At 64.4% G+C, this 23118-nt stretch carries 22 protein-coding genes; 21 read left to right on the forward strand and 1 reads right to left on the reverse strand.

All coding sequences use genetic code 11. The annotated features are described in order from the left end of the window. The first annotated feature begins 74 nt into the window (after window positions 1-74). From aroC to aroQ, 4 genes are read left to right on the forward strand one after another with little or no spacing between them, the layout of a single operon-like run. Window positions 75-1262: a chorismate synthase gene (gene aroC, locus ACFT1A_RS04070; protein ID WP_003944974.1), complete on the forward strand. Its 1188-nt coding sequence runs from the start codon at window positions 75-77 to the stop codon at window positions 1260-1262. A 13-nt stretch (window positions 1263-1275) separates the two neighbouring features. Continuing rightward, a complete protein-coding gene (locus ACFT1A_RS04075; RefSeq protein WP_230815531.1) occupies window positions 1276-1785 on the forward strand; it encodes a shikimate kinase in 510 nt (169 codons plus the stop codon). Between the two features lie 25 nt (window positions 1786-1810). Next, the gene (aroB, locus tag ACFT1A_RS04080) at window positions 1811-2920 is read left to right on the forward strand and encodes a 3-dehydroquinate synthase (RefSeq protein WP_378445937.1); all 1110 of its coding nucleotides are present in this window, start codon (window positions 1811-1813) and stop codon (window positions 2918-2920) included. Beyond that, the gene (aroQ, locus tag ACFT1A_RS04085) at window positions 2917-3345 is read left to right on the forward strand and encodes a type II 3-dehydroquinate dehydratase (protein WP_378445938.1); all 429 of its coding nucleotides are present in this window, start codon (window positions 2917-2919) and stop codon (window positions 3343-3345) included. Before aroB ends, aroQ begins: the two co-directional genes overlap by 4 nt. Before the next feature lie 87 nt (window positions 3346-3432). Here aroQ and ACFT1A_RS04090 read toward each other — a convergent pair whose 3' ends face one another. After that, a complete protein-coding gene (locus ACFT1A_RS04090) occupies window positions 3433-4041 on the reverse strand; it encodes a B-4DMT family transporter (protein WP_230815534.1) in 609 nt (202 codons plus the stop codon). A 111-nt stretch (window positions 4042-4152) separates the two neighbouring features. Here ACFT1A_RS04090 and ACFT1A_RS04095 point away from each other — a divergent pair, with 111 nt between their 5' ends. The 17 genes from ACFT1A_RS04095 (at window position 4153) to ACFT1A_RS04175 (ending at window position 23056) form a co-directional block, all read left to right on the forward strand. Continuing rightward, the gene (locus tag ACFT1A_RS04095) at window positions 4153-5247 is read left to right on the forward strand and encodes a M24 family metallopeptidase (RefSeq protein WP_378445939.1); all 1095 of its coding nucleotides are present in this window, start codon (window positions 4153-4155) and stop codon (window positions 5245-5247) included. A gap of 34 nt (window positions 5248-5281) precedes the next feature. Continuing rightward, on the forward strand, window positions 5282-5845 hold the full coding sequence (gene efp / locus ACFT1A_RS04100) for an elongation factor P (protein ID WP_230815536.1): 564 nt from the start codon (window positions 5282-5284) through the stop codon (window positions 5843-5845). Then, a complete protein-coding gene (nusB, locus tag ACFT1A_RS04105; protein WP_214886555.1) occupies window positions 5846-6343 on the forward strand; it encodes a transcription antitermination factor NusB in 498 nt (165 codons plus the stop codon). Window positions 6344-6503: 160 nt separating this feature from the next. Beyond that, window positions 6504-7142, forward strand: a complete 639-nt coding sequence (gene pyrR / locus ACFT1A_RS04110; RefSeq protein ID WP_378445940.1) for a bifunctional pyr operon transcriptional regulator/uracil phosphoribosyltransferase PyrR — start codon at window positions 6504-6506, stop codon at window positions 7140-7142. Further along, entirely contained in the window at window positions 7139-8083 is a 945-nt protein-coding gene (locus ACFT1A_RS04115; protein ID WP_230815538.1) for an aspartate carbamoyltransferase catalytic subunit, read from the forward strand. Before pyrR ends, ACFT1A_RS04115 begins: the two co-directional genes overlap by 4 nt. Before the next feature lie 26 nt (window positions 8084-8109). Further along, window positions 8110-9417 (forward strand): dihydroorotase, encoded by a 1308-nt coding sequence (locus ACFT1A_RS04120; protein WP_378445941.1) that lies wholly within the window; start codon window positions 8110-8112, stop codon window positions 9415-9417. A gap of 6 nt (window positions 9418-9423) precedes the next feature. After that, window positions 9424-9990 carry a transporter gene (locus tag ACFT1A_RS04125; protein ID WP_003944773.1) on the forward strand — a complete coding sequence of 189 codons (567 nt, stop codon included), beginning with the start codon at window positions 9424-9426 and terminating at the stop codon, window positions 9988-9990. Next, entirely contained in the window at window positions 9987-11162 is a 1176-nt protein-coding gene (gene carA, locus ACFT1A_RS04130) for a glutamine-hydrolyzing carbamoyl-phosphate synthase small subunit (RefSeq protein ID WP_378445942.1), read from the forward strand. Before ACFT1A_RS04125 ends, carA begins: the two co-directional genes overlap by 4 nt. After that, window positions 11162-14518: a carbamoyl-phosphate synthase large subunit gene (carB, locus tag ACFT1A_RS04135; protein WP_378445943.1), complete on the forward strand. Its 3357-nt coding sequence runs from the start codon at window positions 11162-11164 to the stop codon at window positions 14516-14518. The genes carA and carB overlap by 1 nt, the downstream gene beginning before the upstream one ends. Beyond that, window positions 14515-15336, forward strand: coding sequence for an orotidine-5'-phosphate decarboxylase (gene pyrF / locus ACFT1A_RS04140; RefSeq protein ID WP_378445944.1), 822 nt, complete (start codon window positions 14515-14517; stop codon window positions 15334-15336). The genes carB and pyrF overlap by 4 nt, the downstream gene beginning before the upstream one ends. Before the next feature lie 57 nt (window positions 15337-15393). Next, window positions 15394-16593: a glycosyltransferase 87 family protein gene (locus tag ACFT1A_RS04145; protein WP_378445945.1), complete on the forward strand. Its 1200-nt coding sequence runs from the start codon at window positions 15394-15396 to the stop codon at window positions 16591-16593. A 369-nt stretch (window positions 16594-16962) separates the two neighbouring features. Continuing rightward, window positions 16963-17283 carry an integration host factor, actinobacterial type gene (gene mihF / locus ACFT1A_RS04150; protein ID WP_003944825.1) on the forward strand — a complete coding sequence of 107 codons (321 nt, stop codon included), beginning with the start codon at window positions 16963-16965 and terminating at the stop codon, window positions 17281-17283. A 33-nt stretch (window positions 17284-17316) separates the two neighbouring features. Then, a complete protein-coding gene (gmk, locus tag ACFT1A_RS04155; protein ID WP_230815545.1) occupies window positions 17317-17916 on the forward strand; it encodes a guanylate kinase in 600 nt (199 codons plus the stop codon). A gap of 98 nt (window positions 17917-18014) precedes the next feature. Continuing rightward, entirely contained in the window at window positions 18015-18314 is a 300-nt protein-coding gene (rpoZ, locus tag ACFT1A_RS04160; protein WP_003944996.1) for a DNA-directed RNA polymerase subunit omega, read from the forward strand. Continuing rightward, entirely contained in the window at window positions 18311-19609 is a 1299-nt protein-coding gene (gene coaBC, locus ACFT1A_RS04165) for a bifunctional phosphopantothenoylcysteine decarboxylase/phosphopantothenate--cysteine ligase CoaBC (RefSeq protein WP_020969581.1), read from the forward strand. The genes rpoZ and coaBC overlap by 4 nt, the downstream gene beginning before the upstream one ends. Before the next feature lie 188 nt (window positions 19610-19797). Further along, the gene (gene metK, locus ACFT1A_RS04170) at window positions 19798-21012 is read left to right on the forward strand and encodes a methionine adenosyltransferase (RefSeq protein WP_230815546.1); all 1215 of its coding nucleotides are present in this window, start codon (window positions 19798-19800) and stop codon (window positions 21010-21012) included. A 25-nt stretch (window positions 21013-21037) separates the two neighbouring features. Then, entirely contained in the window at window positions 21038-23056 is a 2019-nt protein-coding gene (locus ACFT1A_RS04175; RefSeq protein ID WP_378445946.1) for a primosomal protein N', read from the forward strand. The last annotated feature ends 62 nt before the right edge of the window (window positions 23057-23118 follow it).

Here is a 23118-nt window from a genome sequence, read left to right on the forward strand (position 1 = left end):
GCGTGTGGGCCATCTGTGTTCACCTGGAGGGCCACTGTGACAACTGAGGTCTGCGACGTGGAAAGATGGTCGGCGTGCTGCGTTGGATAACTGCCGGAGAATCCCATGGTCCCGCCCTCGTCGCGATGCTCGAGGGCATGGTCGCGGGGGTCGAAGTGACCTCTGAGGCCATCTCGTCCGAACTTGCCCGTCGTCGACTCGGTTACGGCCGTGGCGCGCGGATGAAGTTCGAGGCCGACAAGGTCACCATCATCGGCGGTGTCCGCCACGGATTTACGCTCGGTGGCCCCGTGGCCATCGAAATCGGCAACACCGAGTGGCCCAAGTGGGAAACCATCATGTCTGCCGACCCGGTCGACCCGGACCTGCTTGCCGATCAGGCTCGCAATGCCCCGCTGACGCGCCCGCGTCCCGGTCACGCCGATTACAGCGGCATGCTCAAGTACGGCTTCAACGACGCGCGTCCCGTCCTCGAGCGCGCCAGCGCTCGCGAGACCGCAGCTCGGGTAGCCGCCGGAACCGTCGCACGGTCGTTCCTGCGTCAGGTATTCGGTGCCGAGGTCGTCTCACACGTCATTTCCATCGGTGCTTCCGAGCCTTACGTCGGTCCCGTGCCGGAGGGCAAGGATCTGGACGCGATCGACGCGAGCCCGGTCCGCGCATTCGACAAGGCCGCCGAAGAGTCGATGATCGCCGAAATCGAATCGGCCAAGAAGGACGGCGACACCCTCGGCGGCGTCGTCGAGGTCGTCATCCACGGCCTGCCGGTCGGACTCGGCACTTTCGTCAGTGGCGCCGAGCGTCTTGATTCGCGACTTGCCGCTGCCCTCATGGGAATTCAGGCCATCAAGGGTGTCGAGGTCGGTGACGGTTTCGAAACCGCGCGTCGTCGTGGCAGCGAGGCTCACGACGAAATCCGTCCGGGCCCGGACGGCATCGTGCGCTCCACCAACCGCGCAGGCGGTATCGAAGGTGGCATGACCAATGGCGAGGCTCTTCGAGTTCGCGCCGCGATGAAGCCGATCTCGACGGTTCCGCGCGCTCTGGCGACGGTCGACATGGAGAGCGGCGAAGAGGCCGTGGCCATCCACCAGCGCAGCGACGTGTGCGCGGTTCCGGCCGCCGGCGTCGTCGCCGAGTCGATGGTTGCACTTGTCGTCGCTCAGGCCGCACTCGAAAAGTTCGGTGGTGATTCCATTGCTGAAACCACTGCCAACTACCGTCGTTACGCCGAGGGCATCGCAGCCCGACCGCCTCGATAGGACTCACGTATCGATGAAGCCGAAGGCTGTACTCATCGGTCCGCCCGGCGCCGGCAAATCGACCATCGGTCGACGCCTTGCGCAGGCCCTCGAACTCGAATTGGTCGATACAGACGCCGAGATCGAACGGACCACGGGTAGGACCATCCCGGAGATCTTCACCCACGACGGAGAGCCTCGGTTTCGTGAGATCGAGGAAGCGGTGGTCCGCGACGCGTTGCAGGCCACCGACGGAATCGTCTCGCTCGGCGGTGGTGCGATCCTCTCCGATCGCACCCGCGAGTTGCTTCAGGGACACACGGTCATCTACCTGGAGATCAGTGTCGCCGAAGGGCTTCGCCGCACGGGGGCGAACAATCATCGTCCGCTGCTGGCCGGCGGAGATCCCAAGGTCAAGTACCAGGAGCTGATGAGGCGCCGTCGTCCGCTGTACCGGCGTTCGGCCACGATTCGGATTCGGACCGACGGCCGCAGTCCGGCGCGTGTCGTCGGGCAATTGGTGTCGAAACTTCAAGACAAATGAACAACCGGAGCGGAGTAGTGGAGCAGTGACCGAACCCGTACGTGTAGAGGTGAAGACCGCAAGTCCCTACCCGGTCGTGATCGGCCGCGGCCTGCTCGGCGATCTTGTCGCCGAGTTCGACGGCGCGCGCACTGTCGCGATCTTCCATCAGCCGCCGCTCGCAGAGACTGCGGAGGCAGTACGGGCTGCGTTGGCGGAGAAGGGAATCGACGCTCACCGTATCGAAATTCCCGACGCCGAAGACGGTAAGGATCTCGCCGTCGCAGGCTTCTGTTGGGACGTACTCGGCCGGATCGGTCTGACTCGCAGCGATGCGATCATGAGCTTGGGTGGGGGAGCGGCGACCGACCTCACCGGCTTCGTGGCAGCCACCTGGATGCGCGGCGTCAAGGTTGTTCACGTGCCGACCACGTTGCTCGCGATGGTCGACGCAGCGGTGGGCGGCAAGACCGGTATCAACACCGAAGCGGGCAAGAACCTCGTCGGTTCGTTCCACGAACCCGGAGCGGTGTTCATCGATCTCGCGACGCTCGAGACGGTGCCGCACAACGAGATCGTTGCCGGCATGGCCGAGGTCATCAAGACCGGATTCATTGCCGACCCGGTGATCTTGGACCTGATCGAAGCCGATCCCAAGGCGGCTCTCGATCCGTCGGGAACTGTTCTGCCCGAGCTGATTCGGCGTTCCGTCGAGGTCAAGGCCAAGGTCGTGGCCGCGGATCTGCGCGAGTCGGATCTGCGCGAAATCCTGAACTACGGCCACACGCTCGGCCACGCGATCGAACGTCGTGAGCGGTACAAGTGGCGCCACGGAGCCGCTGTCTCCGTCGGCCTGGTCTTCGCAGCCGAACTCGGACGGCTCGCCGGTCGACTCGACGACGCCACCGCGGATCGTCACAAGTCGATCCTCGACCTCGTCGGCCTGCCGACGTCGTACGACGGTGACGCGTTCGGTGACCTGCTCAAGGGAATGCAGACCGACAAGAAGAACCGTGCCGGGCTGCTTCGTTTCGTGGTCCTCGACGGACTGGCCAAGCCGGGCCGCCTCGAAGGGCCGGATCCGAGCTTGTTGATCGCGGCGTACTCCGCGATTGCCCGCGATCCGAGGCCGGCCGGCGGAACGGTTCTGTTGTGAGGATCAACGTCGTCAACGGACCCAATCTGGGGCGTCTGGGTAAGCGTCAGCCCGAGGTCTACGGGGCGACCACACACGACGATCTGATCGAATTGTGTGTCGCGGCGGGCAAGGATCTCGGCGTCGAGGTGACCGTTCGTCAGAGCGATCACGAAGGTGATCTGCTCGGCTGGATCCACGACGCAGCCGACGCGGGGGAACCGGTGATTCTCAACGCCGGTGGCTTGACCCACACGTCGGTGGTCCTGCGCGATGCGTGTGCCGAACTGACCGCCGGACTGGTCGAGGTACACATTTCGAACGTTCATGCGCGAGAAGAGTTTCGGCACCATTCCTACCTGAGCCCGATCGCGACCGGTGTGATCGTCGGACTCGGCGTCGCCGCGTATCCGCTGGCGATCAGGTTCCTCGCCGAGCGGGGCTGACCGAAGCGAAGTCGAAAGTACAGCCACACGAATGCGGCCCCGAGGAAAATTTCCTCGGGGCCGCATTCGGTTGTGTAGACGGTGGCGTTACTGCTCGCGCTTGCCCAGATCGATCGCCGGGAAGACCGCGGTATCGGCGTCGGATTCCTCGACGGACATGGCGGCTCCGCTGTATGCGTGCTGCTCGGTGGGGGAGTCGTAGCCCTCGCTGACAGGCACTGGTTCGCGATGACGCTCGTGGGTCGGGGTCTGCGGAGCTGTTCCGTTCTTGCGCTGTTCACGGCTGACGAAGAAGCGTCCGACGGTGATGGCGACCATGGCGGGGACGAAGATGAGAAGGATCGTGAACGCCGCACCAGAGGTCACCTCGAAGAACAAGCCCTGCTGGGTCAGCTCGAGGGAGGGGACCAGGCTGAGTGCCCAGCTGGCAGCGCCGGCGACGAATCCGCCGACGAGTGCAGCCTTGAGCCACAGCATGGTCAGGTCGGCGCCGTCTTCGGGTTCGGGGAAGTCTCGGCGGTCACGAATGCCGTCGATACCACCCCAGATCGCGGCGAAGACGATGACGATCAACAGGGAGAGCCAGCGCAGGGTGGACCCCTGAAGTGGCCACTGTGCGATTGCTGCACCGAGCAACGCACGAAACACAACATGTATCAGGGCCATGCCGAGGCCACGTACCAACCACGCGTTCATGGGTACAGCCTAACTAGAACCCATTACACCTTGTGGCCTAACCCACACTTATTGCTGTAACCGTGAGTTTCGAGTTGATCGGCAGGTCTGCGCGGGCGGTAGGTTCGAGGGATGCCGGTCGACTTCAGAACACGCCGTGAATCCCTCAGACGCCTCCTCGCGGAGCGCGAACTCGACGCGATTCTCGTCACAGATCTCCTCAACATCAGATACCTCACCGGATTCACCGGTTCGAATGCGGCGCTCGTCGTCAGTGCGTCCGATTCAGCGTCCGACGAACGCGCGACGGTGATCTGCACCGACGGTCGTTACGTGACGCAGGTGGCGGAGCAGGTGCCGGACCTTCGTGCCGAAATCGCCCGTTCGAGTGCTGCGCACTTGATCGAGACGTCCACGGTGCCCGTTCTCGCGTTCGAGTCTCATGTGGCGACATTCGCCGAACATCGGGCATGGACCGAGGCAGCGCCGAAGATCAGGTTCGAACCGGTGAGCGGACTTGTCGAACAATTGCGCATGGTCAAGGACGAGCACGAGGTGGAGTTGTTGCGCGCCGCGTGCACCGCAGCCGATGTCGCGTTGGCGCAGTTGATCGCTCGCGGTGGCCTGCGACCTGGCCGAACGGAACGAGAGGTCGGCCGCGAGCTGGAAAACCTGATGCTCGACAACGGCGCAGACGGTATTTCCTTCGAGACGATCGTGGCGGCCGGTGCCAACTCGGCAATTCCCCATCACCGGCCGACCGGCGCGATTCTTGCGTCGGGAGACTTCGTCAAACTCGACTTCGGAGCTCAGGTCGGCGGGTATCACTCGGACATGACCCGGACCTACGTGCTCGAGTCCGTTTCCGATTGGCAACGGGAGATTTACGAGCTCGTCGCGCGTTCGCAAGCTGCCGGTTGCGACGCCCTCGCTCCGGGTGTCGAATGTGCGGCAGTCGATGCCGCTGCCCGTGCGGTGATCGACGATGCAGGCTACGGCGAGTTGTTCCTGCACGGCCTCGGCCACGGCGTGGGCCTCGAAATCCACGAAGCACCGGGGATCGGCAAGCTCGGCACCGGTACACTTCTTTCCGGCGCGGCGGTGACCGTCGAGCCGGGCGTGTACTTCTCCGGGCGCGGAGGTGTACGGATCGAGGACACGCTCGTTGTTCGTGAGCAGGGGCCAGAGCTGCTCACACTGACCGCAAAAGACCTTACCGTCGTCTGAGACGGTTTCCCGACCCCTAGGAGACGCGAAGCAAGTGGCTTCCACCAGTGATTTCAAGAATGGTCTGGTTCTGCAGATCGAAGGCCAGCTGTGGACGATCATCGAGTTCCAGCACGTCAAGCCCGGCAAGGGCCCTGCCTTCGTGCGCACCAAGCTCAAGAACGTGCTCTCGGGCAAGGTAGTGGACAAGACGTTCAACGCCGGTGTGAAGGTCGAGACCGCCACGGTCGACCGTCGTGACATGACCTACCTGTACCACGACGGCAGCGACTACATCTTCATGGACGGCGACACCTACGACCAGGTGTCGATCAGCGAAGCCACCGTAGGCGACCAGTCGCGTTTCCTGCTCGAGAACATGGCAGTCCAGGTCGCTACCCACGAAGACGTTCCCCTCTTCGTCGAGCTTCCGGTCACCGTCGAGCTCGTCGTCAAGCACACCGATCCCGGCCTGCAGGGCGACCGCTCCACCGGCGGCACCAAGCCTGCCACCCTCGAGACCGGTGCCGAGATCAACGTCCCGCTCTTCATCAACACCGGTGACAAGCTCAAGGTCGATTCGCGTGACGGCAACTACCTCGGGCGTGTGAATTCCTGAGTGTCCGGCACACATAAGAAACTCGGTGCACGCCACAAGGCGCGCAAGCGTGCCGTCGACTTCCTCTTCGAAGCCGAAGCACGTGACCTCGATCCGGTCGCACTCGCATCGGAGCGTTCAGACCTGGCCGTCAAGGACGATGCGGTAGCGCCCGTCGCGGCCTACACCGTCACGTTGGTCTCCGGAGTTGCGGAGAACCTGGATCGCATCGATCAGGTCATCTCGTCGCATCTGCAGGATTGGACGCTCGAGCGTCTGCCCGCCGTGGACCGAGCGATTCTGCGTATCGCCGTGTGGGAGCTCTTCCACGCGACGGACGTTCCGCCGGTTGTCGCCGTGGACGAGGCTGTCGAACTCGCGAAGCAGCTTTCGACGGACGACTCTCCGGGATTCGTCAACGGAATCCTCGGGCAGGTCGTTCTCGTTGCGCCGCAGGTCCGATCGGCTGCAGCTGCGACATCTCAGCGCGCGCAGGAATCGGATTCGGGTACCGAGTAGCAAGTTTTGTTCCACCACCCGCCGTGCGAGTTGTGTGTCTGCACACAACCGGTTCGAGTGACTGCTCGCACGGCGGGATCAGGTCTGTCGGCTGATAGGGTGGGGACCGTCAGACATCCTTTAACGATCCGTCCAGTGAGGCGGAGAAGGAGGTCGCTGCATGAGCGTGCCCGAAGGGTCTCGCCCATCCGATCTTGCAGGTCCAGATAACGCGAAGGCACCCGGTGCCGAAGCAAGTAGCGAGACCCGCGAATTGTTGTCCGCCCAGGATGTGGGCCGGACCATCGCGCGGATCGCTCACGAGATCATCGAGAAAACCGCACTCGACGGACCAGAGGGAACAGCCCCGCGTGTAGTCCTGATCGGTATCCCGACGCGCGGCACCACCCTCGCCACGCGACTGCGGGCCAAGATCGAAGAATTCTCCGGTGTGCGTCTTCCCATCGGATCTCTCGACATCACGCTCTACCGTGATGATCTCCGGAACAAACCGCACCGCCCGCTCGAGCGGACGTCCGTCCCTGAAGGCGGCGTCGACAATGCGCTGGTCGTTCTCGTGGACGACGTCCTCTTCTCCGGTCGCACCGTGCGTTCCGCTCTCGATGCGCTGCGCGATCTCGGCCGTCCCCGTGCGGTGCAACTCGCGGTGTTGGTCGATCGCGGTCACCGTGAACTGCCGCTGCGCGCCGACTACGTCGGCAAGAACGTCCCGACTGCGAGGTCCGAGGACGTCAAGGTTCTCCTCCAGGAGCACGACGGCAGGGAAGCGGTAGTCATCTCCGGAGGTAAGAGCGCGTGAAGCACCTTCTTTCCATCGCGGACCTCAATCGTGAGTCCGCGGTAGAACTTCTCGACGAGGCAGAACGGTTCGAGCAGGCGCTTCTGGGACGCGAGGTACGCAAACTCCCGACGCTGCGCGGACGCACGGTCATGACGGTGTTCTTCGAGAACTCGACGCGCACCCGGGTGTCTTTCGAGGTGGCGGGCAAGTGGATGAGTGCCGACGTCATCAACGTCAGCGCGTCCAGTTCCTCGGTGTCCAAGGGTGAATCCCTGCGCGATACGGCAATGACCTTGCGCGCGGCTGGTGCCGACGCACTCATCGTGCGCCACCCGGCGTCGGGCGCCGCCCATCAGATCGCCAAGTGGACCGGAGCGGCCGACGACGGTGGCCCGGCAGTCATCAACGCAGGTGACGGCACCCATGAGCATCCCACCCAGGCGCTTCTCGACGCTCTGACCCTCCGCCAGCGTCTCGGCGACATCGAGGGCAAACGGATCGCCATCGTCGGCGACATTCTGCACAGCCGCGTCGCGCGCTCCAATGCGCTGCTGCTCTCGATGCTCGGCGCCGAGGTTGTTCTTGTTGCCCCGCCGACACTGCTCCCGGTCGGTGCGCACACGTGGCCGGTCACGGTCTCGCATTCACTCGACGCCGAACTGCCCGGCCTCGACGCGGTGCTGATGCTCCGTGTTCAGGCCGAGCGCATGAACGGCGGCTTCTTCCCGTCGCAGCGCGAGTACTCGATCAACTACGGCCTGTCCGAGAAGCGACTTGCGATGCTGGCCGATCATGCGGTGGTCTTGCACCCCGGACCGATGCTGCGCGGCATGGAGATCGCATCCGCCGTCGCCGATTCCTCGAAAACTGCTGTACTGCAACAGGTTACCAACGGTGTGCACATGCGCATGGCTGTCTTGTTCCGGCTTCTGGTCGGTTCAGAGGACGGTGCACTGTGACGAGAAACGAGAATGGAGAATCACCCGTGAGTGTCCTGCTCCGCGGAGTCCTGATCTACGGAGAAGGGGAGCCCACCGACGTACTCGTCGGCGAGGGCACCATCCTCGAGATCGGCGTGAACCTCGATCCGGCCACGGCGTCCGAGGTGATCGACGCCGGCGGGCAGATCCTGCTTCCCGGCTTCGTGGACCTGCACACACATCTGCGTGAGCCCGGTCGCGAGGATACCGAGACCATCGAAACCGGCAGCTCGGCAGCCGCTCTGGGTGGATACACCGCGGTCTTCGCGATGGCCAACACGAGCCCTGTCGCCGATTCGGTGGTCATTACCGATCATGTGTGGCGACGTGGGCAGGAAGTCGGCCTCGTCGACGTCCACCCCGTCGGCGCAGTCACAGCGGGCCTCGAAGGCAAGCAACTCGCCGAGATGGCGACCATGGCGGCCGGCGTCGGCAAGGTCAAGATGTTCTCCGACGACGGTCACTGCGTCTACGACCCACTGATCATGCGTCGCGCGCTCGAATACTCCAGCTCACTGGGCGTTCTGATCGCGCAGCACGCCGAAGAGCCGCGCCTGACGGTCGGTGCGGTTGCGCACGAGGGTCCCACCGCTGCACGCCTCGGCCTGGCCGGGTGGCCGCGAGCAGCCGAAGAATCGATCGTCGCACGCGACGCACTGCTCGCGCGTGACGCCGGTGCCCGCGTTCACATCTGCCACGCATCCACCGCCGGAACCGTCGAACTCGTGAAGTGGGCTCGCAGCCAAGGGATTTCGATCACCGCCGAGGTCACGCCGCATCACCTGCTCCTCGACGATTCACGTCTCGAGACGTACGACGCGATCAACAAGGTCAACCCTCCTTTGCGTGAGGCCAGCGATGTTGCTGCCCTGCGCAAGGGACTGGCCGAGGGCATCATCGACTGCGTCGCGACCGACCATGCTCCGCACGCCGAGCAGGACAAGTGCTGCGAATTCGCAGCTGCTCGCCCCGGGATGCTCGGCCTCGAGACAGCGCTCTCGATCATCGTGCAGACGATGGTCCAGCCTGGCCTGCTGGACTGGCGCGGGGTTGCCCGGGTCATGAGTGAGCGCCCCGCGGCAATTGTGGGCCTCGACGATCAGGGCCGCCCGATCGAGGTGGGGGAGCCCGCCAACCTGACATTGGTCGATCCTTCGGCCGAGTGGACGGTCCACGGCCCCGACCTGGCGAGTGTCGCGCATAACACTCCGTACGAGTCGATGACATTGCCCGCTCGGGTCACGACCACACTGTTACGTGGCCGCATCACCGCACACGACGGGAATGTGCGGCTGCGGAGTAGCGAGGAGTAGCGCGTCATGGACAGAGCACTGTGGATCATCGGTCTGGCGATCTTCTGGGTCGCGATGATCGGCCTGATGTACGTCGGCTGGCGTGGACGCGCTCGACGCCAGAAAGACAAGATCGGCGAGTTGCCGACGGTACCGGCAACTCTGGGTGAACTGCTCGTCCTGCCGACCACCGGCCTGTATGTCGGCAGCACCATTGCGCCCAGCTGGCAGGACCGCATCGCCGTCGGCGACCTCGGTTTCCGCGCCACCTGCGAGATCAGCCGCTACAGCGGCGGAATTCTGGTCGAGCGTGACGGTGCGTCGGCGATCTGGATCCCGGAGAAGTCGATCCGCGCGATCCGCACGGAGAACGGTCTCGCCGGCAAGGTCATGAGCAAGGACGGCGTCCTGGTGATTCGCTGGGAATTGCCGAGCGGAACCGAGATCGACACGGGCGTGCGCGGTGACGACAAGACGGTTTATCCGGACTGGGTCAAGCCGGTAACTGCTTCGAACAAGACTGCTTCGAACAAGACGAATGACAATGAAGACGCAAGCTCTGGCGACATCGAGCAGAACGGAAAGAACGCATGAGCGGCTTTGACAACAGCCCCGCAGTACTGGTCCTCGAAGACGGACGGGTGTTCCGCGGAACCACCTTCGGTGCGGTTGGACAGACCCTGGGCGAAGCGGTGTTCAGCACCGGCATGACCGGCTACCAGGAAACGCTCACCGATCCCAGCTACCACCGCCAGATCGTGGTCTCCACCGCGCCGCAGATCGGCAACACCGGCTGGAACGACGAAGACGACGAGTCGGTCGGACCGACCGGCGAGCGTGCCGGCGCCAAGATCTGGGTCGCCGGCTACGTGGTCCGCGATCCTTCTCGGGTTACTTCGAGCTGGCGTGCAACGGGCTCGCTGCAGGCCAAGCTCGAAGAGCAGGGAATTGTCGGAATCGCCGGTATCGACACCCGCGCCCTCGTTCGCCATCTGCGCACCCGCGGCTCGATGAAGGCCGGTGTCTTCTCGGGTGAGGCAATCGCCGCCGATGACGAACTGGTCCGACGGGTTCAGGATCAGCCGACCATGCTCGGCGCCGATCTTGCCGGTGAGGTCAGCACCACCAGCGGCTACGTCGTCGAGCCGAAGGGCGGGGAGGCGCTGTACACGATTGCCGCCATCGACCTCGGTATCAAGACCAACACCCCGCGCATGTTCGCCGAGCGTGGCATCCGCGTGCACGTGTTGCCGTCGAACGCGAGCCTCGAGCAGATCCTCGACCTGAAGGCCGACGGAGTGTTCCTCTCCAACGGTCCGGGCGACCCGGCCACCGCCGACGGCGCCGTCCACCTCACCAAAGAGGTCATCGGGCAGGGCTTGCCGCTGTTCGGTATCTGCTTCGGCAACCAGATCCTGGGCCGCGCCCTCGGCCTGAGCACGTACAAGATGAAGTTCGGCCACCGCGGCATCAACATCCCGGTGATCGAGCATCAGACGGGTCGCATCGCGATCACCGCGCAGAACCACGGCTTCGCGCTCGAAGGCGAAGCCGGTCAGGAATTCGACACACCGTTCGGTCGCGCCGTGGTCAGCCACACCTGCGCAAACGACGGAGCCGTCGAAGGTGTTCGCCTGCTCGACGATTCGGCCTTCTCGGTGCAGTACCACCCGGAAGCCGCAGCCGGCCCGCACGACGCTGCGTACCTCTTCGACCGCTTCACCAGCCTGCTCTCCGCACGGAAAGAAACCGGAGTCAAGAACTAATGCCACGCCGTACAGATCTCAAGCACATCCTGGTAATCGGCTCCGGTCCGATCGTCATCGGTCAGGCCTGCGAGTTCGACTACTCGGGCACCCAGGCCTGCCGCGTCCTCCAGGAGGAGGGCCTGCGCGTCAGCCTGGTCAACTCCAACCCCGCCACCATCATGACGGACCCCGAGTTCGCCGACGCCACGTACGTCGAGCCGATCACGGCCGAGTTCCTCGAGAAGGTCATCGCCAAGGAAGCCTTGCAGGGCAACAAGATCGACGCCGTCCTCGCGACGCTCGGCGGTCAGACTGCTCTCAACGCCGCCGTGGCGCTTCACGAGCAGGGAATCCTCGAGAAGTACGACGTCGAACTGATCGGCGCCGATTTCGACGCCATCCAGCGCGGCGAGGATCGCCAGAAGTTCAAGGACATCGTCGCCAAGGTCGGTGGCGAATCCGCGAAGTCCGCAGTGTGCTACACAATGGACGAAGTACACGCCACGGTCGCCGAACTCGGTTACCCGGTTGTCGTGCGCCCGTCCTTCACCATGGGCGGCCTCGGTTCCGGCATGGCGTACGACGTCGACGATCTCAACCGGATCGCCGGTGGCGGTCTGGCCGCCTCGCCGACGGCGAACGTCCTGATCGAGGAATCCATCCTCGGTTGGAAGGAATACGAACTCGAACTCATGCGTGACAGTCGCGACAACGTCGTGATCGTCTGCTCCATCGAGAACGTCGACCCCGTCGGTGTCCACACCGGTGACAGCGTGACGGTCGCCCCGGCGATGACGCTGACCGACCGCGAGTACCAGGCGATGCGCGACCTCTCCATCGACATCCTGCGTGAGGTGGGCGTCGACACCGGCGGCTGCAACATCCAGTTCGCGATGGACCCGGCCGACGGCCGCCTGGTTGTCATCGAGATGAACCCGCGCGTGTCCCGCTCGTCGGCTCTGGCGTCCAAGGCGACCGGCTACCCGATCGCGAAGATGGCCGCCAAGCTGGCCATCGGCTACACGCTCGACGAGATCGTCAACGACATCACCAAGGAAACCCCGGCCTGCTTCGAGCCGACACTCGACTACGTCGTCGTCAAGGCTCCGCGGTTCGCTTTCGAGAAGTTCCCGGGTGCCGACGGAACGCTGACCACCACGATGAAGTCGGTGGGCGAGGCCATGAGCATCGGCCGCAACTTCACCGAGGCATTCGGCAAGGTCATGCGTTCGCTCGAGACCAAGCGTGCGGGGTATTGGACCGGGGCCGACGTCGAGGCGGAGAGCCTGGACGCACTGCTCGCCGATCTGAGCGTTCCGCAGGACGGCCGCATGTACGGCATCGAGAAGGCATTCGCCCTCGGCGCAACTGTCGAGCAGCTCTTCGACGCCACCAAGATCGATCCGTGGTTCCTCGACCAGTTCCAGCAAATTCACGAGCTCGGTGAAAAGCTGCGCGCTGCAGAGGCTTTCGACGAGGCTGCCCTCCGTCAGGCCAAGTACCACGGCATCTCGGACCGCCAGATCGCGGCACTGCGCCCCGAACTCGGTGGCGACACGCACGCAGGTGAAGACGCCGTTCGCGCTCTGCGTGATCAGCTGGGCGTGCGCCCCGTCTACAAGACCGTCGACACCTGCGCCGCAGAGTTCGAGGCCAAGACGCCGTACCACTACTCGACCTACGAGCTCGACCCCAACGCCGAGTCCGAAGTTGCTCCGCAGACCGAGCGACCCAAGGTTCTGATCCTCGGATCGGGCCCCAACCGCATCGGTCAGGGCATCGAGTTCGACTACTCGTGTGTCCACGCGGCGCAGACGCTGTCCGAAGCCGGGTACGAGACCGTCATGGTCAACTGCAACCCCGAGACCGTCTCGACGGACTACGACACCGCTGATCGCCTGTACTTCGAGCCGCTCACGTTCGAGGACGTCTTCGAGGTCTACCGCGCGGAGGCGCAGTCGGGCACCGTTGCCGGCGTCATCGTCCAGCTCGGCGGCCAGACCCCGCTCGGGTTGGCGAAGCGTCTCGAAGCTGCCGGTGTCCCCATCGTGGGAACCAGCCCCGCAGCCATCGACCTGGCCGAGGACCGCGGCGAATTCGGCCGCGTGCTGACCGAAGCCGGTCTGCCCGCACCGAAGTTCGGCACCGCCACCACGTTCGACGGCGCCCGCGAGATCGCAGCCGGTATCGGCTACCCGGTGCTGGTGCGCCCGTCGTACGTGCTCGGTGGACGCGGCATGGAGATCGTGTACGACGAGGCTTCCCTCGCCGACTACATCTCGCGCGCCACGGAGATCTCCGACGACCGCCCGGTTCTGGTCGACCGCTTCCTCGAAGACGCAGTCGAGATCGACGTCGACGCACTGTGCGACGGCACCGAGGTGTACCTCGGCGGCGTCATGGAGCACATCGAGGAAGCCGGCATTCACTCCGGCGACTCGGCGTGTGCGCTCCCGCCCATCACCCTGGGCCGTGCGGATCTCGAAAACGTCCGCCGTTCCACCGAGGCTCTCGCGAAGGGCATCGGCGTCAAGGGTCTGCTCAACGTCCAGTACGCCCTCAAGGACGACATCCTCTACGTGCTGGAAGCGAACCCCCGCGCCAGCCGTACGGTTCCGTTCGTGTCCAAGGCGACCGCCGTGCAGCTGGCCAAGGCATGTGCCCGCGTGATGCTCGGCGAATCCATCGCCGATCTGCGCGCAAGCGGCATCCTGCCGGCGACCGGCGACGGTGGAAACACCCCGGCCGGTGCACCGATCGCGGTCAAGGAAGCTGTGTTGCCGTTCAACCGCTTCCGTCGCGCCGACGGTACCGGCGTGGATACCTTGCTCAGCCCGGAGATGAAGTCCACCGGTGAGGTCATGGGAATCGACTTCGACTTCGGTACGGCTTTTGCCAAGTCGCAGACCGCTGCCTACGGATCGTTGCCCACCACGGGCGCGGTGTTCGTCTCGGTCGCCAACAAGGACAAGCGTTCGCTGATCTTCCCGGTCAAGCGCCTGGCAGATCTCGGATTCACCATCCTTGCTACCGAGGGAACCGCAGATGTGTTGCGGCGCAACGGTATCGAATGTAAGCAGGTCTACAAGCAGTCGGGTGAAGATGTTCCGGCCGGTGCCGAGACCATCGTCGACCAGATCCGCAGCGGTGAGGTCGCCATGGTCATCAACACGCCGTACGGCAACAACGGCCCGCGCGTCGACGGTTACGAGATTCGAAGCGCAGCAGTCGCGTCGAACATCCCGTGCATCACGACGGTCCAGGGCGCCTCGGCGGCCGTGCAGGGCATCGAAGCGGCCATCCGCGGCGACATCGGAGTTCACTCCCTGCAGGAACTGCACGCAGGTCTTCGACAGCCGGCACAGCAGTCGTGAGTCACAGTTGGGGGCATCGTCTCCGGTCCGCGATCGCGGACCGGGGGCGGCTGTGCGTCGGTATCGACCCGCATCCCGCGCTTCTCGACGCGTGGGGACTGCCACGTACGGCTGAAGGCCTCGAGACTTTCGCCGAGATCTGCGTCGAGGCGTTCACCGGTGAGGTGGGGCTCGTCAAACCTCAGGTTGCGTTCTTCGAGGCCTACGGCAGCGCCGGATTCGCCGTGTTGGAGCGGACCATTTCGGTTCTTCGCGATGCGGGAACGCTAGTCGTCGCGGACGCCAAGCGTGGTGACATCGGGTCGACCATGGACGCGTACGCGCAAGCCTGGTTGGGCGATTCGCCGTTGACCTCCGACTCGGTCACCGTCTCGCCATACCTGGGGTTCGGCGCGCTGGCTCCCACACTCGAACTGGCAAGGCAGAACGCACGCGGGATCTTCGTGCTGGCACGAACGTCCAATCCCGAGGGTGGCGTACTTCAACAGTCGTCGGCCGACGGTGTGAGTGTGGCTCAGTCGATCGTCAACGCTGCGGTCGACGCGAACGCAGACGGTCGCGACACCGTCGGACTCGTGGTCGGTGCCACTCGGGACCACGGACTGGACCTGTCCGACTTCAACGGCCCGATTCTCGCTCCGGGGCTCGGCGCGCAGGGCGCGACGGCAGCGGATCTCGCAGACATCTTCGCGGGATCGACGGAACTCCTGCTGCCGAACACTTCCCGTGGAGTGCTCCAGCACGGCCCTTCGGTATCGGCACTTCGGGAGGCAGCAATGCGTGACCGGGACGAGATCGAAGCCGCATTGGCGAACTGATCCGTGAGTGACCTCGAGGCTCGTTCGAGCGGTGGAACCCGGTGGTACCGTCCGTCGGTGAATCGTTGGTGGCGAATCGGACTTCTCATCGCGGCGTGTGCGCTGCTGGCCACCGGGTTCCAAGCCGTCACCGGCGTACACGGCGACGATCTCGCCGTGTACCGGACGGCGGGCCGAGCCGTCCTCGACGGCTCGAACCTGTACGACGAGTCGTTCAACGCGAGATTGCCGTTCACGTATCCGCCTTTCGCTGCGCTCGTCGCCGTTCCAGTCGCCTTGGGTTCCTGGGGTGCGGTCCAGTGGGGATGGAGTTTTGTCAGCCTCCTGATGCTGGCCGCGATCATCGTGCTCAGCTATCGCGAAGTCCCGTTCACACGTCGGCGGCCCGTCGTCGTCTACGTGGGTTTCCTGGTCCTGTGGACGGTGGCATCGCCGATCTCCGATCACCTCGGGTACGGGCAGGTCGGATTGTTCCTGACGCTCCTGTGCCTGGTCGACGTGCTGGCTCGGCCACGGTGGATTCCCGAGGGTGTGCTGGTGGGGATCGCCGGGGCGGTCAAACTGGTGCCACTCGTCTACATCGGCTACTACGTGATCACCGGGCGTTGGAAAGCAGTTGCGGGCGGCCTCGCCGGCTTCCTGGGCGCCACGGCGCTCGGCTTTGCCGTTCTCCCGCGCCAGACGATCGACTACTTCGGTGACATCGCCTCACTCTCCGGACGCGTCGCGGTCGGTGACCCGTCCGTGTTCGGCAACCAGTCCGTGCGTGGGATGGCCTTGCGGCTACTTCCCGAGGGCCTGGTGGGTCCCGCATGGCTCTTCGCCTGTGCAGTGTTGGGTGTCCTCGGAATCGTCGCAACGCGGCGTGCTCAGCGCCTGCGGGGTGATCTTGCCGGTTTCACGGTGGTGGCTCTGCTGGCGGCGATCGTGACGCCCATTGCCTGGACCCACCATTTCGTGTGGTTGGTGCCTGCGGTGGGCGTGCTCCTGGTGCCGATCAAGTCGGGCATGGGGGAGGACACTCGATCGGTGCCCGTGTGGTCCTGGATCGCGATCGCCCTCACCGCTGCCGTCGTGCTGTTTCGACTTCCTCGCGTCGGCGCGGACATGGATGTCCCGGTCTTCGGCTTCGTTCTGGAGAATTCGTTGCTCTGGGCGAGCCTAGCGGTGGTTCTCGCTCTGGCTGCCCCCGGCATGAGCCGCACAGAACCCGAGACGGTCGACGCCGACGATCCGAAATCGTCGCTGCAGACCTGAAAACAGGCCGCGACACGCGCATAGGCGCCGAAAATGCTCGAAAATTTTGAATGTGTCAGCGACCACGTTCATTCCCGCAGGTAACGATTTCGCACACATACACGGGGCCGTCGTGCCGCAATTGTCGAAATACTTTGTGTTACAGTCTATTTCGGTACTGTACGCACGTTCATGTTGCGCCGAATCCGTCTCGATCTCACCGAAAATGGCGACGATCCGTGACATCGATTCGTCGCGCATAACCCACCGCGATCCGCATCGGACCGCGGGGGGTGGGTTAGCAATTCGCGCCAGGCGTGAGTACGGTCGCTATCGCTGCTGGTTATCAGCGGAATAGACAAAATTTGCACACGACGAGACGGAGGAACCGTGGCCCTTCCCCAGTTGACTGATGAGCAGCGCGCTGCTGCTTTGGAGAAGGCAGCTGCTGCCCGCAAGGCCAGGGCTGAGCTCAAGGAGCGCCTGAAGCGTGGCGGCACCGACCTCAAGCAGGTCCTCAAGGACGCCGAAGACAACGAAATCTTGGGCAAGATGAAGGTTTCGGCACTGCTCGAGGCACTGCCCAAGGTGGGCAAGGTCAAGGCTCAGGAGATCATGACCGAGCTGGAGATTGCACCGACCCGTCGCCTTCGTGGCCTCGGTGATCGGCAGCGCAAGGCTCTGCTCACCAAGTTCGACTTCGAGGCCTGAGCCGACAAGTGATTGCTGACGCAACAGTGTCTGATGATTGCTGACGCAACAGTGTCAGAGAGCAAGACCGCAGTGCGGAGGGGTCGGCTGGTTGTACTGGCCGGCCCTTCGGCTGTCGGTAAGTCCAGCGTCGTTCGCGAGCTGAGAACTCGGTTGCCTGAACTTGTCTTCAGTGTTTCGGCGACCACTCGCGATCCCCGTCCGGGTGAAGTGGACGGCAAGGACTACCGATTTACCTCCCGCGAAGAATTTCAACGGATGATCGACTCCGGTGAACTTCTCGAATGGGCGGAAATCCACGGCGGCCTGCAGCGCTCCGGCACTCCCGCAGTTCCGATCGAAGAAGCACTCGAAGCTGGAAAGCCCGTTCTCGTCGAGGTCGATCTCGCCGGAGCACGAGCTGTCCGGAAGGCGATGCCCGAAGCTTTATTGGTGTTCATGGCACCACCGAGTTGGGACGTTCTGGTGCAACGGCTGACCGGACGGGGCACCGAAACGGAAGACGTCGTGGCGCGCCGACTCGAGACGGCTCGAGTGGAATTGGCCGCACAGGACGAGTTCGACACGGTCATCGTGAACGAGGATGTAAGCCGTGCTTGCGATGAGTTGGTATCCTTGTTGGTCGGGAACTGATTCCGCAACCTTCGGAAACCGATTTCCGCCCCGTTTCTCAGATATCCGGAACGATAAATCTAGTTCTTCAACGAAGATCTAATTCAGGAGACACAAGAGTGAGCAGCACTTCAGCCGCGTCCGCAGCAGGTCAGGGCGCTCTGCCTGCCTACGACACCCCGCTCGGCATCACCAACCCGCCGATCGACGAGTTGCTCGAACGCACCTCTTCCAAGTACGCCCTGGTCATCTACTCGGCCAAGCGTGCGCGCCAGATCAACGACTACTACAACCAGCTCGGTGACGGCATCCTCGAATACGTCGGACCCCTGGTCGAGCCCGGTCTGCAGGAAAAGCCGCTGTCCATCGCGTTGCGTGAAATCCACGCTGATCTCCTCGAGCACACCGAAGGCGAGTGAGCACCACGTCTGCCGCACCCGAACCTCGTTCGGGTGTCGGGGGAGTGTCCGACGCACCCACATCGATACGTAAGCGCATCGTCGTCGGTGTCGGTGGGGGTATCGCCGCGTACAAAGCGTGCTCGATCATCCGCAGCTTCACCGAGAGTGGTCATCACGTCCGCGTGATTCCGACCGAATCCGCTCTGGAGTTCGTCGGCCGCGCCACGTTCGAAGCACTCTCCGGCAACCCGGTTCACACCGGCGTCTTCAACGACGTCCCGCAGGTTCCGCATGTCCGTCTCGGGCAGGAAGCCGACCTCGTCGTCATCGCGCCGGCTACAGCTGATCTGATGGCGCGAGCCGTCATGGGCCGCGCAGACGACCTGTTGACGGCCACTTTGCTGACCGCTCGCTGTCCGGTCGTCTTCGCCCCCGCAATGCACACCGAGATGTGGGAACACCCCGCAACGGTGTCCAATGTCGCGACACTGCGCTCGCGCGGCGTCCACGTGATCGAACCTGCCTCCGGGCGTTTGACCGGTAAAGACACCGGAGCGGGGCGACTTCCCGAGCCCGACGAAATCGTCGGTTTGGCGTCGTTGCTCCTCGAGCGCTCGGATGCATTGCCGCGAGACCTGGAAGGTCGCCGCATTCTGGTCACCGCCGGCGGTACTCGCGAACCTCTTGATCCCGTGCGTTTTCTCGGTAATCGCAGCTCGGGCAAACAGGGGTACGCACTCGCCCGTCTGGCCGCACAACGCGGCGCGCACGTCACACTGATCGCCGGCTACACGGCCGATCTCGCCGACCCTGCTGCCGTCGACGTCGTGCACATCAAGACGGCCGAAGATCTGCGACTGGCAGTGGAGAAGCACGCACCGGGACACGACGGAGTCGTCATGGCTGCGGCTGTCGCGGACTTTCGCCCCACCACCGTCGAAGGCAGCAAGATCAAGAAGGGCGCAAACGAACCCGACTCGATCAGCCTCACTCGGAATGCCGACATACTTGCCGGCCTCGTCGAAGCGCGTCGTGACGGCGATCTGGATGCTCGAACGGTCATCGTCGGATTCGCCGCAGAGACCGGTGACGCTCACGGTGACGTCCTCAGTTACGCCCGTTCCAAGCTTGCCCGCAAAGGCTGCGACCTCCTCGTCGTCAATGCTGTCGGCGAGGGCAAGGCTTTCGAGGTCGATCACAACGACGGTTGGCTGCTCGGTTCGGACGGTTCGGAGTCCGCTCTCGAGCACGGATCCAAGGCCTTGATGGCCAGCCGAGTGCTCGACGCCCTGGTCAAGCTCTTCCCCGAGTAGCGACACGCGCCCGGTGGTGAGAGTTACCCCACGATAATCGGGTGAGTGCAAGGGTGTTGCGCAGGCGGTCCAACCGTTATCGTCGGCTCAGCCCCCAGCTAACAAAGCATGACAAAACGGTCACCGAACGGTGATTCGGATACTTCAATAAGCTGTAGTCAAGAACTCAGTCGTCGAGAGGGAGATCTGTGAGCAAGTCCGGCAGTCGGCTATTCACCAGCGAGTCCGTCACCGAGGGGCACCCGGACAAGATCTGTGACGCGATCAGCGACTCGATCCTCGACGCGCTGCTCACCCAGGACCCGCGCGCTCGCGTGGCCGTCGAGACGCTGGTCACCACCGGCCAGGTTCACGTAGCCGGCGAGGTCACCACCACTGCGTACGCGGATATCCCGAAGATCGTGCGCGACACGGTCCTCGAGATCGGCTACGACAGCTCCGCGAAGGGTTTCGACGGAAACTCGTGCGGCGTGAACGTCGCGATCGGCGCCCAGTCGCCTGAGATCGCGCAGGGTGTCGATCACTCGCACGAGGCTCGCGTCGACGGAATCAGTGACGACGAGATCGACCGTCAGGGTGCAGGCGACCAGGGCCTGATGTTCGGCTACGCCACCACCGACACCCCGGAACTGATGCCGCTGCCCATCGCGCTGGCGCATCGTCTGTCTCGCCGGTTGACCGAGGTCCGCAAGTCCGGCGTGCTGCCGTACCTGCGCCCGGACGGCAAGACCCAGGTCACCATCGAGTACGACGGCGACAAGGCCGTTCGTCTCGACACCGTGGTCATCTCCACCCAGCATGCAGCGGACATCGATCTCGACAACCTGCTGACGCCGGACCTTCGCGAGAAGGTACTCCACTCGGTGCTGACCGACGTGAACCTCACCGACCTGGACACCTCCGACGTTCGTCTGTTGGTCAACCCGACGGGCAAGTTCGTCCTCGGTGGTCCGATGGGTGACGCCGGTTTGACCGGTCGCAAGATCATCGTCGACACGTACGGCGGAATGGCTCGTCACGGCGGCGGCGCGTTCTCCGGCAAGGACCCGTCAAAGGTCGACCGCAGCGCTGCCTACGCCATGCGCTGGGTGGCCAAGAACGCTGTTGCCGCAGGTCTGGCCGACCGCATCGAGGTTCAGGTCGCCTACGCCATCGGCAAGGCAGCTCCGGTCGGACTCTTCGTCGAAACCTTCGGCACCGAGAAGACCGATCCGGCACGGATCCAGAAGGCGATCACCGAGATCTTCGACCTGCGTCCGGGAGCGATCATTCGCGACCTCGACCTGCTGCGCCCGATCTACGCGCAGACGGCGGCATACGGTCACTTCGGTCGCACCGATATCGAGCTTCCGTGGGAGAGCACCGATCGTGCCGACAAGCTGCGTAGCGCAGCTGGTCTCTGATCACTGACGTACAGACGGGGCGCGGGTGGGCGCGGAAAGAGTAGCGGCAGAAGTCGATCCGGTCGCCCGGGTGCTGCCGATGCTCCCGCTCGCTCACCTCGACCGTGAATTCGACTACCTCGTTCCTCGTGAACTCGAAGCGGATGCGCAGCCCGGAGTCCGGGTGCGTATCCGCTTCGCTGGTCGGTTGGTGGACGGCTTCATCGTCTCGCGCGAGGCAACCAGTGACCACCAGGGGAAGTTCGGCTGGCTCGAACGCGTCATCTCGTCCGAGCGGGTCCTGACGGCCGAAATCGCGCAGGTAGTCGACCGCGTGGCCGAACGCTACGCCGGAACCCGTGCCGATGTTCTCCGATTGGCGGTACCGCCGCGCCACGCGAAGGTCGAAGCCGAAGTGTGGGAGCCTGCCGAGCCGCCGTCCGCTCCGGAACCGATCGAAAATGGTTGGCATCTCTACAGATTCGGTGACGCATTCCTGACCGCGATTCGCGAATCGAAAAGTCCGCGCGCAGTCTGGCAGGCGTTGCCCGGCGAAAACTGGCCCTTGCGTCTGGCCGAACTCGCCGGCGCTGTAGCCGCAAGCGGGAAATCCGCGATTCTGGTTGTGCCCGACCAACGAGACCTGGACCGCGTCGTCGCCGCATGCACCGAACTCTCCGGAGCTGATGCAGTGGTGGGTCTGTCCGCGGGACTGGGACCGGCCATGCGATACCGAAAGTGGCTCGCTGCACTGCGCGGGACCGCCCGGATCGTCGTCGGCACGCGGAGCGCTGTTTTCGCGCCGACCCCCGAGACCGGTCTGGTTGTGGTCTGGGACGACGGCGACGACAATCTCTCCGAGCCGCGGTCGCCGTATCCGCATGCCCGTGAAGTTGCCGTCCTGCGTGGCTACGTCGCCGGGTGCGCGGTTGTGATCGGCGGGTTCTCACGAACGGCAGAAGCCCAAGTCCTCGTCGATTCGGGGTGGGCGCACGATCTGGTCGCCACGCGGGACGTCGTTCGGGCCCACGCACCCAAGATCACGGCGCTGGCCGACAGCGATCAAGCCTTGGCCCGCGATCCGGGAGCAAGAGCGGCTCGGTTGCCCGCCATTGCATTCGCGGCTGCGCGGCGCGCCCTGGGCGAGGGCAACGGAGTCCTGGTGCAGGTACCGCGCCGGGGGTACGTACCGACCTTGGCCTGCGGAAAGTGCCGTGCCCCGGCACGGTGCCGTCGGTGCAACGGCCCACTGGCGCTTCCCGCTGCGGCTGGTCCGGACGGCGCCGGGACGCCGGCGTGCCGCTGGTGCGGGGTTGCCGATGCCGCCTACCGTTGTCATGCGTGTGGCGCGAAAGCACTGCGCGCAGTGGTGGTCGGCGCCGGCCGCACTGCAGAAGAGCTCGGGCGCGCGTTCCCCGGAGTGAAAGTCGTGCTGTCCGGGGGCGGTGACGTGGTCAAGGAACTGCCGCACGGGCCCGCGTTGGTGGTTTCGACGGTCGGTGCGGAGCCGGTGATGACGGGCGGCTACGGCGCCGCGCTTCTGCTCGACGGTTGGGCGTTGCTCGGTCGGCCGGACCTGCGCGCCGCCGAGGAAACGCTCAGACGCTGGATGTCGGCTGCTGCCATGGTGATTCCGCTCTCCGAAGGCGGGGAAGTTGTGGTTGTCGCGGACTCGGGTATCCCGACGGTGCAGGCATTGGTCCGGTGGGATCCGGTGGGGCACGCACAGTCTCAATTCGAGGAGCGAGACGAGGTCGGCTTTCCTCCGGCTGTGCACATGGCTGCGATCGACGGTGGATCCGCCGCGATCGCGGAGCTGGTGGAGTCGGCTGAACTACCGGCGAGTGCTGTGCTGCTCGGCCCGGTGGAATTGCCTGCGGGGGAGCGGCTTCCGTATTCCGGCGAGGACGAGAGTGGTGTCGCGCCGGAGCGAATGCTGGTCCGCGTCCCACGTAAGGACGGTCGCGGCCTTGCGGATGCTCTGGCACATGCGCGTGCCGCGCGCAGTGCGCGGAAGTCTTCGGGTCCGGTCCGCATTCAGATCGATCCGCGCCGCATCGGCTGAGTCTCGCATCGGCAGGTGGGTCCTTTCGCGTACCGGAAATCTTGCGCAGCCCGGTATGACGA

This window comes from Rhodococcus sp. NPDC057135, from assembly GCF_042670865.1.
In the GTDB taxonomy this organism is placed as follows: Bacteria; Actinomycetota; Actinomycetes; order Mycobacteriales; family Mycobacteriaceae; genus Rhodococcus_F.